Annotated in this window: 7 protein-coding genes; 6 read left to right on the top strand and 1 reads right to left on the bottom strand. The window is 74.2% G+C overall.

Features of this window, described 5'->3' with window-relative positions; genetic code table 11:
* Positions 1–160 precede the first annotated feature (160 nt).
* The 6 genes from ACWD12_RS02200 to ACWD12_RS02175 all read left to right on the top strand — a co-directional run bounded on the left by ACWD12_RS02200 (position 161) and on the right by ACWD12_RS02175 (position 12,178).
* On the top strand, positions 161–1,870 hold the full coding sequence (locus ACWD12_RS02200; RefSeq protein ID WP_450097956.1) for a glycerol-3-phosphate dehydrogenase/oxidase: 1,710 nt from the start codon (positions 161–163) through the stop codon (positions 1,868–1,870).
* A gap of 232 nt (positions 1,871–2,102) precedes the next feature.
* The gene (locus ACWD12_RS02195) at positions 2,103–4,280 is read left to right on the top strand and encodes a serine/threonine-protein kinase (RefSeq protein ID WP_450097955.1); all 2,178 of its coding nucleotides are present in this window, start codon (positions 2,103–2,105) and stop codon (positions 4,278–4,280) included.
* 120 nt (positions 4,281–4,400) lie between these two features.
* On the top strand, positions 4,401–6,182 hold the full coding sequence (locus ACWD12_RS02190) for a serine/threonine-protein kinase (protein WP_450097954.1): 1,782 nt from the start codon (positions 4,401–4,403) through the stop codon (positions 6,180–6,182).
* Between the two features lie 131 nt (positions 6,183–6,313).
* Positions 6,314–8,134: a serine/threonine-protein kinase gene (locus tag ACWD12_RS02185; protein WP_450097953.1), complete on the top strand. Its 1,821-nt coding sequence runs from the start codon at positions 6,314–6,316 to the stop codon at positions 8,132–8,134.
* A 258-nt stretch (positions 8,135–8,392) separates the two neighbouring features.
* Positions 8,393–10,468, top strand: a complete 2,076-nt coding sequence (locus ACWD12_RS02180) for a protein kinase domain-containing protein (RefSeq protein ID WP_450097952.1) — start codon at positions 8,393–8,395, stop codon at positions 10,466–10,468.
* Positions 10,469–10,603: 135 nt separating this feature from the next.
* Entirely contained in the window at positions 10,604–12,178 is a 1,575-nt protein-coding gene (locus tag ACWD12_RS02175) for a succinic semialdehyde dehydrogenase (protein ID WP_450097951.1), read from the top strand.
* Between the two features lie 609 nt (positions 12,179–12,787).
* On the opposite strand, the gene ACWD12_RS02170 is transcribed toward ACWD12_RS02175, so the two are convergent.
* On the bottom strand, positions 12,788–13,084 hold the full coding sequence (locus ACWD12_RS02170; RefSeq protein ID WP_450097950.1) for a chorismate mutase: 297 nt from the start codon (positions 13,082–13,084) through the stop codon (positions 12,788–12,790).
* Positions 13,085–13,189: the final 105 nt, after the last annotated feature.

The raw sequence follows: 13,189 nt of genomic DNA, 5'->3' as shown, positions 1-13,189 counted from the left end.
GGGCGCCCGCGGCACGGGCGGGGCGCACCTGCGGTGCCGCCTCCGCGCGGCAAAGGCGCGCGCGGGTGATGATCGGGGACATGCATCGGGGACGTGCCCAGTGGCACGGCACGCGCCCGACGGGTGCGCACGACGACGAACGGGAGCGGGTGACGACGCGTTGAGGACGACGGCGTTGGGGTTGCGGGCGCGCGAGGACGCGCTGTACCGGATGTCCGAGGCGGAACTGGACGTCGTCGTGGTCGGCGGGGGCGTGGTCGGCGCGGGGACCGCCCTCGACGCCGTCACGCGCGGCCTGAGTGTGGGCCTGGTGGAGGCGCGCGACTGGGCCTCGGGCACCTCCAGCCGCTCCAGCAAGCTCATCCACGGCGGCCTGCGCTATCTGGAGATGCTGGACTTCGCGCTGGTGCGCGAGGCCCTGCGCGAGCGCGGCCTCATGGTCCAGCGCCTCGCGCCGCACCTGGTCCGCCCGGTGCCGTTCCTGTACCCGCTGCAACACCACGCGTGGGAACGGGCGTACGTCGGCTCGGGCGTCGCGCTCTACGACACGATGGGCATGTCCTCCGGCCACACCCGCGGGCTGCCGGGCCACCGCCACCTCTCCCGCCGACGCGCGCTGCGACTGGCCCCCGCGCTGCGCAAGGACTCCCTCGTCGGCGCCGTGCAGTACTACGACGCCCAGGTGGACGACGCACGGCACACCATGACGCTGGTCCGCACCGCCGCCGGCTACGGCGCGCACGTCGCCTCCCGCGCGACGGTGACCGGCTTCCTGCGCGAGGGCGAGCGCGTGGTCGGCGTGCACGTGCGGGACGTCGAGCAGGGCCGCACGTACGACATCCGTGCCCGGCAGGTGGTCAACGCGACCGGCGTGTGGACCGACGAGACGCAGGCGATGGTCGGCGAGCGCGGGCAGTTCCACGTGCGCGCGTCCAAGGGCATTCATCTGGTCGTGCCCAAGGACCGCATCCACTCCTCGACCGGCCTGATCCTGCGCACCGAGAAGTCCGTGCTGTTCGTGATCCCGTGGGGCCGGCATTGGATCATCGGCACCACCGACACTGACTGGGACCTCGACAAGTCGCACCCCGCGGCGAGCCGCACCGACATCGAATACCTGCTGGAGCGCGTCAACGCGGTGCTCGCCGTGCCGCTCAGCCGCGAGGACGTCGAGGGAGTGTACGCGGGCCTGCGTCCCCTGCTGCGCGGCGAGTCGGACGCGACCAGCCAGCTGTCACGCGAGCACACCGTGGCCCATCCGGTCCCGGGGCTGGTGGTCGTTGCGGGCGGCAAGTACACGACGTACCGCGTGATGGCCGCCGACGCGGTCGATGCGGCCGTGCACGGTCTGGACCGCAAGGTGGCGGCCAGTTGCACGGAGACGGTGCCGTTGGCCGGGGCCGAGGGGTACCACGCGCTGTGGAACGCGCGTACCGCGATCGCCGCGCGCAGCGGGCTGCACGTGGCACGGGTCGAGCACCTCCTGAACCGGTACGGGTCGCTCGTCGACGAGGTGCTGGCCATCGTCGACGGCGACGCGGCGCTCGGCCAGCCGCTCGACGGCGCCGACGACTACCTGCGCGCCGAGGTCGTGTACGCCTGCACCCACGAGGGCGCGCTGCACCTGGACGACGTGCTGGACCGCCGCACGCGGATCTCGATCGAGACGTTCGACCGCGGCGTGCGCGTCGCCGAGGAGTGCGCGCGCCTGATGGCCCCCGCGCTGGGCTGGACGGAGGAGCAGGTGCGCCGCGAGGTGGACTACTACCTCAAGCGCGTCGAGGCCGAGCGCGAGTCGCAGGAGCAGCCGGACGACCGTACGGCCGACGCGGTGCGGATGGGCGCGGAGGAAGTCGTGCCGCTGGCGTGAGAGCGCCGCACCCCCGGCGGTGCCACTCGTGCCGCGTCGATCGGGCGTGTTAATCGGGCTGTGCCGTTCGGGCCATGCCGACGGGCCATGCCGCTCGGCGGTGCCGCTCGGGCGGTGCCGACCTGACGAACTGTCAGGGGTTTTGGCGGGAATTGCGGGTGGGAGCAGCCCGCCAACCGCCCGCGGGGGTGGTTGACTGGAAGAGCCGCGCAAACCACCACAGGAGACGCGCATGACCGACCCCGAGTCCGACGGGCGCGTGCTCGCGGGCCGGTACCGGCTGCGGGAACGCCTCGGACGCGGCGGCATGGGCACGGTGTGGAGTGCGCTCGACGAGGTCCTCGACCGGCACGTCGCGGTCAAGGAACTCAGGGTCCCGGCCCACGTCGACGACGACGAGCGCGGCACGCTGTGCGCCCGCATGCTGCGCGAGGCGCGCGCCGCGGCGCGCATCGACCACCCCAACGTCGTCACGATCTTCGATGTCGTCGAGGAGGACGGCCGCCCCTGGATCGTCATGGAGCTGGTCCGCGGCCTCTCGCTCGCCCAGGAGATCGAGAAGGACGGCCCGCTGCCGCCCGGCCAGGTCGCCGAGATGGGCCTGCGCCTGCTGTCCGCGCTCGACGCCGCCCACGAGGCCGGCGTGCTGCACCGCGACGTCAAGCCCGCCAACGTGCTGCTGGCCCGCAACGGACGCGTGGTGCTCACCGACTTCGGCGTCGCCTCGGTCGAGGACAGCGCCACCCTCACCCAGGTCGGCGCCCTGGTCGGCTCGCCCGAGTACCTGGCTCCCGAGCAGGTGGACGGGCAGATGCCGGGACCGCCGGCCGACCTGTGGTCGCTCGGCGTGACGCTGTACGAGGCGGTCGAGGGCCGGCCCGCGTACCGCCGCGCCACGCACGCCGCCACGCTGGCCGCGGTCGCCACGGCGCGCTTTCCCGACCTGGACCACGCCGGGGTGCTGATGCCCGCGCTGCGGTCCGTCCTCGTGCAGGACCCCACCGCCCGCGCCGCGTCGCCGCTGCTGCGCGAACGCCTGATCGAGGCGGCCGAGGCGGCTCCCGCGGCGTCATCCGCCGGGGCGCCCGGCGGAGCGCGCACGTTTCCGGGGCGAGCCCGGCACCCCGCCGCGCGGCGCCACGCGCTGCACCCGGGTACGGCCGGGCGCGACGCGTCGTCGAACGGCGGCGGTACGGGCGTACGGCACTCGGTCACCGACCCGGCGGCCCGGCGCGGTCATGCCACCGGGCGTACCGGCCGGGGGAGCGCACTCGGGACGGGCACCGCCGCCGGGGCCGGGAGCAGTACCGACACCGGCACCGCGCCGGGGACCGGCACGGGCACGGGCACCGGGGCCGGCGTGGGCGCAGGGGCCGGGACGGGCAAGGGGACCCGTACGGGCGCCACCGCCGGGAGCGGACCCGCCGCCGACGCGGCGCACGACGGACCGCGTGCCGATGTCACCCAGACCAACATGCGGGTCCAACGCACCCGCACCGGCGAGACCGTCCCGGCCGCCGACGTCGACGACCCCGGCGTCGGCACCGGCACCGGCACCGGCACCGAGGCATCGGAACGCAAGCCGGGGCGGCGGGCCCGGGCCCGCGCCCGTCGCGGCGGCGGCTTCCGCGCCCGCTACCGCCGCTGGCCGCGCTGGTGGATCCGGCACTGGGCCACGGTCCTGGTCATCGTCGCGATCGTCAGCGCCGCCATGGCGAAGTGGCTGGCCAATTACGGCACATGGGCCGGGATGTACACCATCTCGCTGCTCGCGGCCGTCCTCGGCGTGTGGCTCGTCCTGCCGCACCGAAGGTTGTCCAGATCGGTCCCGGCCGCGATGCTCGCCGGCGTCATCGGCGGCGGCGCGCTGCAACTGCTCGACATCGAACCGGACCTGGTCTGGGTGCTCGCCCTGGTCGGGGGCTGCCTGGTGCTCGGCCCGCTGATCGACGGGGCGGTGCTGCGGCGGCTGCGCACCGGATCGGGGCTCGGGTTCGCGCTGCCCGTCCCGGAGGGCTGGAGCTGCACGCCGACCGAGGCCGGCCTGTCGGTCTACGACCCGGACCGCCTGATCTCGGTGACCGTCACCGTCGACCGCGGCATCGTCATGCCGCCCGAGGAGTCGGTGCTGCACCGCGAGCACGGCACGCTCGCCTCGCGCGACTACCGCGACAGCGAGGGCTATCGGCGCGTCGAGCTGGCCTCGATGGACTACCGGGGCCACGACGCCGCCGAGTGGGAGTACGTGTGGCGCGGCCCCGAAGGCGCGTCCTTCCACGGCAAGGACCTGGTCGTCCGGACCGCCGACGGCGTGCGTTACTGGATGACCGTGCGCTGCCGCGAGGAACTGTGGCCGACGGCCGGCGCCTACTTCGAGCACGCCAAGGACAACCTCTCGATCGTGCGCTGACCGCTTGGTGCCCGTTGCCGCCCGGATGCCGTCCTGTTCCTGCACAGTTGTGCGGCGCTTGTGTGGCTGATGTGAGTACGGTGGCCGCCGGGGACGGTCACGAGCGGGGCAGGAATCGGCATGACGGGTGGTCCGACCGGCGACCGGACGGTCGCGGGACGCTACCGGCCGGCGGAGATGCTGGGCCGGGGCGGCATGGGGACGGTGTGGCGCGCGTACGACACGGTGCTGGACCGGGTCGTGGCGATGAAGGAACTGCGCGTACCCGACGATCTCGACGACGAGGAGCGCGCCCGGCGCTCGGCCCGCGCCATGCGGGAGGTCCGGGCCGCGGCACTCGTCTCGCACCCCAACGTGGTCGGCGTCCACGACGTCGTCGAGGACGACGGCCGCCCGTGGATCATCATGGAACTGGTCGTCGGCCGCACCCTCGCGGACGACCTCGACGAGGGCCGCCTCCCGGCACGCGACGCCGCCCGCTTCACCCGGCAACTCCTCGAAGCGCTCCGGGCCGTGCACGCCGCCTCGGTCGTGCACCGCGACGTCAAGCCCGGCAACGTGCTCCTGTCGAACGACGGCCGCGCGGTCCTCACCGACTTCGGCATCGCGACGCTCGTCGGGACGACGACGATCACCGCGACGGGCACGACCATCGGCACGTTGGAGTACATGGCGCCGGAGCGCGCGCAGGGGCTCCGCCCGGGGCCGGCCTCCGACCTGTGGTCCCTCGGCGCGACCATGTACGAGATGCTCGAAGGCCGCTCGCCCTTCCGTCGCAACGGTGAATTCGCCACGCTGCAGGCGGTGTTGGACGGGACGTTCGACCCGCCCCGGCACGCGGGGCCGCTCGCCGGAGTGCTGGCCGGGCTGCTGGAGCCCGATCCGGACCGGCGCCTGACGGCGGACGGCGCGTTGCGCATGCTCGCGGAGGCGGGGTTCGGCGGGCCGGACGGCTGCCCCGAAGCCGCTTCCGCCGAACGGGTCGACGAGGACGCCGACCTGCCCGGGCCGTCCGGCATGCCTCCGGAAGAAGCGGTCACGGCTTCGGCCGTCGAACAGATCGACTGGTACGCCGCCCCGAACGGTGATCATGGCCGACCCGCCCCCGTGGGTGGCCCGCCCCCGGTACCCGCCGTACCGCCGCGGGTGGGGGCGCAGGTGGGGGCACAGGGCACGGCACGGCGTACCCGGCTGATGGTGTCGGCGCTGGCCCTGCTGCTGATCGCGGCGGCGGCCGGCACCGGCGTCAAGCTCGTCGGTGACAGCCGGAACGACCGCTCGGACGAGGGCCGGGGCGCATCGGCGGCCGCGTCGGGCAGAGCCGGCGACCCGGCCGACGGCGACCCGGACGGCCTGGTGGATTCCGCGCCCAAGGCGGGCGGCGGCCAGGGCCCGGCGGATCCCGTGAGTACGCCGCCCGCCATCCCGCCCGGCGGCACCGGCTCGGTCACGCGCCCCGGGTACCACCGGGTGGCCGATCCGGGGTTCAGCGTCCTGGTGCCGGACGGCTGGTCCGGCCCGCACACGGACGGCGACCGGGTGTTCTACCGGTCGCCCGGCAACGTCACGCGGCTCGGCCTGCGCCTCGACCCGGTGGACACCTCCGGCGACCCGTGCGCCGACCTCGCCGCCCAGGACGCGGGCGGCACCGGTTCGTCGGCGACCGCGGCGTACCCCGGCTACGTGCGCATGCAGCTCGCCGTGAGCACCCACAACGGCATGCCCGGCTGCCTCTGGGAGTTCACCTGGAACGACTCGGGTACGCCGCGCCGGTCGGTGAACCTCCGCTACACCGACGGCGTCCGCATGTACGACTTCTGGGTCTCCGGCCCCGTCAGCGCGACGGTGATCGTGCGTGACGTGTTCGACGCGGCGAAGTCCAGCTTCACACCAACCAGTTGACCTCAGATCCTCTGTGCCGGTTCCGTCACGGGCGGGTCCGGATCCGGTTGCGCGCGTCTTGAACGGGGAGGTGTCTCCGTACGTTGTCGTTCGGGGGGACGACGGCTCCACGGTCCGATGGGGAGGGACCCGTGACGGAGGCGAGCGGCGGAACAGCAGGCCGCGTGGTGAACGGTAGGTACCGGCTCGGCGAGTCGCTGGGCCGCGGGGGCATGGGCACGGTGTGGCGGGCGGCCGACGAACTGCTGCGCCGCGACGTGGCCGTCAAGGAGGTGCGGATCCCGGACGACCTCGACGAGGGGGAGCAGGAGGTCCGGCGCGAGCGGGCGATGCGTGAGGCCCGGGCCGCGGCCCGGGTCGTGCACCCGAACGTGGTGACGATCTACGACGTCGTCGAGGACGGCGGCCGGCCGTGGATCGTCATGGAACTCGTGCGGGCGAAGGCGCTCGACGACGTCATCGCGCAGGAGGGACGCCTCGGCGCGGCCGAGGCCGCGGAGATCGGTCTCAAGGTGCTGGCCGCACTGCGGGCCGCGCGCGCGGCCGACGTCCTGCACCGCGACGTCAAGCCGAGCAACATCCTGATCGCCGAGGGCGGCCGCGTCGTCCTGACCGACTTCGGCATCGCGACCGTGCTCGGCTCCGCGACGCTGACGGCGACCGGCATGCTCATCGGCTCGCCGGAATACCTGGCCCCGGAACGGGTGCTGGGCCGCAGCCCCGGACCGGCGTCCGACCTGTGGTCGCTCGGCGTGACGCTGTACCAGGCGCTGGAGGGCCGTTCGCCGTTCCAGCGCGGATCGGCGATCGAGACGCTGACCGCGGTGCTCCAGGACGAGCCGGAGCCCATGGCGTACGCGGGGCCGCTCGCGCCCGCGATCGAGGCCCTGCTCCGCAAGGAGCCGGGCGACCGGCCCGACGAAGAGGCCACCGAACTCCTGCTCGGCGCCGCGTTGAAGGGGAAGCAGCACGGTGCCGGGCAGGCCCCCACGGCGGCGTCCGGGGCGGCGGTGGGTTCGCTCACCGCGTCCGCGATGCAGCCGCCGATCCCGGCGCCGCCGACCGGTCCGGTCGGTTCCGACACGCAGGGGACGGTCGAGGATCCCTACGGGCCGCACGGCCCGACCGTGGGTCCGGGACAGGACGGGTACCGGCACGGACCGGAGGCGCGCGGCGCGGCGTACGGCGCCGCCGCGGGTGCCGGTGCGGGCGCGGCGGCCGGCTACGCCGCCTCCCGCGAGTCCGGCGGCTGGGCCGACTGGCCGCCGGGGAGCGTGCACGGGCAGGCGGAGGAGTCGCGTACCGGCGGTGCGGGGCACCCGCGTTCGCCGGACACCCCGGCGCCGTTCGCGATCGGCGGGTTCCACGGGACCGGCGAAGGCGGCGGTACCGGAAGCGGGTTCGGCGGCATGCCGACCGGCCCGGGCAGCGGCACCGGCCACGGCTCCGGAGGTCTCGGGCCGAGCGGGACGCGGCCGGAGCCGCTGGGCGGGGCGTACCCGCCGCGGCGCCGGCCGAAGGGACTGTACGCGGTGCTCGCGGGCCTGGTCGCGGCCGCGGTCGCCACCGCGTTCTGGGTGATACCCGCGGCGTTCGGCGACCAGAAGGACAAGCCGCCCGGCAACCCGGGGGTGACGAACAGCGGTCCCGCGGGCGGGGCGGGGGTGGGGCTGTCGCCGTCGGCACCGGAGACGACACAGGCGCCGACCGCGACCGCACCGACCGATGGGGACACCGGCACGGACTCGGACACGCCGGAGTACACGGCGCCGACGACCAAGCGCACCACGCGCCCGCCGACGACGACGCGGCCGCCGACGACCACGACGACCCGTCCGACCACGACCACCACCAGGCCGACGACCACGAAGCCGACCACGACGAGCCCGACCACGCACCGACCGACCGACGAACCCACGCCGACGGGAGCAGCCCAGGGCGGAGGCAACTGACGCCGGGGCGTCGGCGGCGCCGTGCCGGGGTGTCGGCGGCGCCCGCCCTGCCGTTGGCCGGGCCGCGCGGCTCCGTTGGCGGGGCTTTGTCAGGTGATGGGCGGGTGCCTGCCCTGCCGTGCGCGGCCGCACCCGCGGTCCGTCCGTGCCCGGCCGCGGCGGCGGGACGGCAGGGCCTAGGCTGAGACCGCGAATGACACTTCACCGGTGGACCGACGGGGGAGGTCGGCCACCGGACCAGCGGGGAGGAACCGAACCATGGCGGACGGGGCGGCGCCCGGAGGTGCCACACCCGGCGGCGGGACGCGGCTCGTCGCGGGACGCTACCGGCTTGCGAGCGTTCTCGGGCGCGGCGGCATGGGAACCGTCTGGCACGCGGTCGACGAGATGCTGCACCGGGACGTCGCGGTCAAGGAACTGCGCATGCCGGGCCACCTCGACGACGAGGAACGCGAGATCCAGCAGCAGCGCACCCTCCGCGAGGCCCGCACCGCGGCGCGCATCACGCACGAGAACGTCATCACCATCCACGACGTCGTCGAGGACGGCGGCATCCCGTGGATCGTCATGGAGTTGGTGCACGCCGACTCGCTCGCCGACATCCTCAAGCACCGCGGGACCCTCTCGCCTGTCGAGGCGGCCGAGATCGGGCTCAAGGTCCTCGACGCGCTCCTGGCCGCCCAGGAAAAGGGCGTTCTGCACCGCGACGTCAAGCCGGCCAACATCCTCGTGACCGCGAGCGGGCGCGTCGTCCTCACCGACTTCGGCATAGCCACCGAGACCGGCGCACAGACGCTCACCGCGACCGGCATGCTCATCGGCTCCCCGAACTTCCTCGCCCCGGAACGCGCGCAGGGGCTGCGCCCCAGCCTCGCCGCCGACCTGTGGTCGCTCGGGCTCGTCCTCTACATGGCCGTCGAGGGCCGCAACCCCTTCGACCGGCCCACCATGATCAGCACGCTCAACTCGATCCTCCTCGAAGAGCCCGACCCGCCGCGCCGCGCGGGCGTGCTGCTGCCGGTCATCGAAGGCCTGCTGGTCAAGGACCCCGCGCACCGCCTCACCGACAAGGAACTCGACCGCCTGCTGCGCGGCGTCGTCCGCGGCGACCTGACGCAGGCGCACCCCAACGCCGTCCCGCCGCACCTGCCTTCGGCATCGGGTACGCACGCCGCCGCGGGGCCGTCCGAGTCCGCCACCGTGACCTCGCGGGCCGACTCCGGCCCGGGATCTGCTCCGGGATCCGGTCCGGGTTTCGGCTCCGGCCCTGGGGTGCCCGGACCGCCCGCGCCGCCGACGTACGTCCCCTCGGTGGGCACCCCTGCCGCGGGCACCCACGCGGCAGGCACGCACGCGGCAGGCACGCACGCGGCCCCCACGTACGCGGCCCCCACGTACGCCGCGAACGCCCAGGCTCCGTACGGAACTTCGCCCAGCCCCGAGGCGTCCTGGCCCCCACCCCAATACGCGGCCTCCCCGTCCGAGGCGGGCAGCGGCGGAAGCACCGGCGGCGGGGCCGGACCCGGAACCGTCGTGTCCGCCGCGCCCGGCCCCCGGGCGTCGCGCAAGCCCATGATTCTCGGCGTCGTCGCGCTCGTCGTCGCCGTCATCGCGGCGGTCGTCGTGACGGTCGTCGTCATCGGCAACGGCGACGACAAGGGCAAGGACAACACCGCCACTGGCGGCACCAACTCGGCGACGGCCGGCGGCCAGGGCCAGCCCGCCGTCCTCCCGCCGACCGACCCCGCGGCGCCGAGCGCGCCGCCCACCGGCACCGCGACAAAACCGGGGCTCACCCCGCCCTCCGGCACTGCGGCACAACCCGGGCTGACCCCGCCCACCGGCGCGTCGTCGAACACCGCGGCGCCCGCGCGCGTCCCCGGCTACACCTGGACCCGCGACCCCGCCGGCTTCGCGCTGTTCGTCCCGGACGGCTGGAAGCGCTCGCAGAGCGGCAGCCAGATCGACTACAAGGACCCGCGCGGCAAGACGTTCCTGCGCATCGGCGTGGACAACGGGGGCGTGCACCCGCTCGACAACTTCCGGGCGATCGACGCCGACTTCGCGACGAAGAAGCAGCAGTACCAGACCCTTCAGCTCGACGACTACCCCACCGACGTGCCCGGTTGGGAAGCGGCCGTGTGGGAGTTCACCTGGTCCGGCAACCCGTTCGACCCGGACGGCGGCAGCCTGCGCCCCAGCCATGCCATCGACCTGGGAATCCGTACCGCGCAGGGCACCGACTTCTCGATCTACGTGGCATCGTTCGAAACGGACTGGCCGGCCGCGAAGGCGGTCTTCGACAACGTGGTGACGCACTTCCGCGAGGGCTGACCCGCCCCGGGACTCTCGGCCGCGCGTCCGGCCCCGGCCGCCCGCGGCCGTGTCGTCGGTCGCGTCGTGGGCTGTGTCGGCGGCTGTGTCGGCGTGCCCTTGTTACCGCAAAGTAGCCCGGCTTAGTCTGGGCGCATGACCGACACAGCCCGCGACGCGATCCCCGCTGCCCACCCCCGGCTCCCGGTCGACCGCCTGCTGCGGCGCGTCGTGGCCGGTCCCGTCCCGACCAGGGTCACCACCCGGGCGCCGTTCACCGGTGCGGCCGTCGCCGAGCTGCCGGAGTCCACGGACGAGGACGTCGCGCTGGCGTACACGCGGGCGCGCTCCGCCCAGGAGCGCTGGGCGGAGCGCCCGGTCGCCGAGCGCGCCGCCGTCTTCCTGCGCTTCCACGACCGGCTGCTGGAACGCCAGGACGAGATCCTCGACATCATCCAGACCGAGACCGGCAAGGTCCGCAAGCACGCGTTCGAGGAAGTCCTCGAAGTCGCCCTCTGCTGCCGCCACTACGGGCGCCGGGCGCGCGGCTACCTGCGTTCGCGCCGGCGCGCGGGCGCCCTGCCGGTGCTGACCAAGGCCGTCGAGGTACGCCACCCCAAGGGCGTCGTCGGCCTCGTCTCCCCGTGGAACTACCCGCTGGCGCTGTCGATCGGCGACGCGATCCCGGCGATGGTGGCCGGCAACGCGGTCGTCATGAAGCCCGACACGCAGACCGCGCTGACCGCGCTGTGGGCGCTCGACGTCCTGACCGAGTGCGGCCTGCCCGAGGACCTGTGGCAGATCGTCATCGGCGACGGCCCGGTCATCGGCCCGGCCGTCGTCGACCGCGCGGACTACGTGTGCTTCACCGGCTCGACGCGTACCGGGCGCGAGGTAGCGCAGCGCGCCGCCGCGCGGCTGGTCGGCGCGTCCCTCGAACTCGGCGGCAAGAACGCCATGATCGTGCTGCCGGACGCCGACCTCGAACGCGCCGCCGAGGGGGCCGTCCGCGCGTGCTTCTCGTCGGCCGGCCAGCTGTGCGTGTCGATCGAGCGCATGTACGTGCACGCCGACATCCAGGACCAGTTCCTCGAACGCTTCCTCGCGCGCGTCGAGGCGATGCGCCTCGCGCCGGGCTACGGCTGGGACGCCGACATGGGCTCCCTCGTGTCGCGCCGCCAGCTCGACAACGTGACGCGCCACGTCGAGGACGCCCGCGAGCACGGCGCCAAGGTGCTGACCGGCGGCCGTCCGCGCCCCGACATCGGCCCGCTCTTCTACGAGCCGACCGTGCTGCAGGACGTCACGCCCGGCATGGCGGTGTGTGCGGAGGAGACGTTCGGGCCGGTCGTCGCGGTCTACCCGTTCACGGACGTCGACGACGCCGTTGCACGCGCGAATGCGACCGCGTACGGCCTCAACGCCAGCGTCTGGACCCGCGACACCCGGCGCGGCGCCCGGATCGCGCAGCGGCTGCGCGCGGGCAGCGTCAACGTCAACGAGGGGTACGCGGCCTCCTACGGCAGCGCGGGCGCACCCATGGGCGGAATGGGCGACTCCGGCCTCGGCCGGCGGCACGGCATCGAGGGCATCACCAAGTTCACCGAGGCGCAGACCGTGGCCACGCAGCGGGTGATCCCGATCGCGGCGCCGTTCGGCATGACGGACGAGCAGTGGGCCCGGTCGCTCACGCTGTCGTTGCGGATCATGAAGTCGTTCGGCGTGCGCTGACGCCTGCCGGTGTCGTGTTCCGGTGACGCTGCCGGGACGCGCTCGCGACGGCGTCGCGTGCCCGTGTCGCGCGCCGGAGTGCCGAAGCGCCCGCGTCCGGCCTGATTGCAGATAGTGTGTGATCTCCGGGCGGAGCGTGACGATTCGGTGCGAACTGCCGTGCCGTACCGCGTCGGCAACCGCGACGCGTGCCCTTCTTCGGCACGCTGTACGAGGCACGCTGCCGCCTTGGCTCGGCGGCCGATGTCGGGCGTCCCCGACACCGGCCGCCGGCGGGGTCGTGACCGGTTTGCTGTCCCCTGCGTCCCGGTCACGGCGCCGACGCGAGGTCCCACGGCAGCCGCATACGACATGCCTCATCGCGCCGACGATCCTGCACCAGAGCCGCCGCACGGGCGGGCTGGTCAGCAGGCACAACGACGGGCGGCGCGGGGAGGTTACGCCGACGGGTCGGAGAACGTCCCCTTTCGGGTGACGTGCGGGCCGATCTCCTGCCGAGTCGCCCTCTGAGAGGACGTCAGCTCGGCTCTCCCGCCGATCTTCGGACCGGCTTTCCGGCCGCGCCCGACTCGATGCCCCACACGGCGTTCAGCCCGACCGCCCCGCGCCTCAGATGCGGCCGCGGCACAGTTCCAGGAGCGCCATCGCGACCTCCGTACCCGGCTTGTCGAGCGCCTCGCGGTAGCGGGCGATGACGTCCATCTCGCGGGTGAGCTGCACGCGGCGGCCGCCCGCCGCGATCCGGGTGCGCTGCACCTCCTGCGACAGCGCCACCCGTTCGGTGATCAGCGCGATGATGCGCCGGTCGAGGTCGTCGATGCGGGCGCGCGTGTCCGCGATGACCTGGTCCGGAGCGGTTGCGGGGGAGTTCGGGGCGACGGCGCTCGGGGGCTGGGTGTGGGTCACGGTGGTCTCCTGGGTCGAGGCGTACCGGCTGCTCGCATACCCGGAGACGGCAGACGCCCCGGGTTCCGAGAACCCGGGGCGCCGATGAAGCCTGAGGTCGTTCAG

This window comes from Streptodolium elevatio (assembly GCF_053592165.1).
The sequence above is the reverse complement of the archived record's forward strand: the minus strand, read 5'-3'. Positions and strand labels throughout refer to the sequence as shown.

Bases quoted from the DNA above. Each gene is read 5' to 3' on its own strand.
- ACWD12_RS02195 (WP_450097955.1), top strand. From the start codon at position 2,103: ATGACCGACCCCGAGTCCGACGGGCGCGTGCTCGCGGGCCGGTACCGG.
- ACWD12_RS02190 (WP_450097954.1), top strand. From the start codon at position 4,401: ATGACGGGTGGTCCGACCGGCGACCGGACGGTCGCGGGACGCTACCGG.
- ACWD12_RS02180 (WP_450097952.1), top strand. From the start codon at position 8,393: ATGGCGGACGGGGCGGCGCCCGGAGGTGCCACACCCGGCGGCGGGACG.
- ACWD12_RS02175 (WP_450097951.1), top strand. From the start codon at position 10,604: ATGACCGACACAGCCCGCGACGCGATCCCCGCTGCCCACCCCCGGCTC.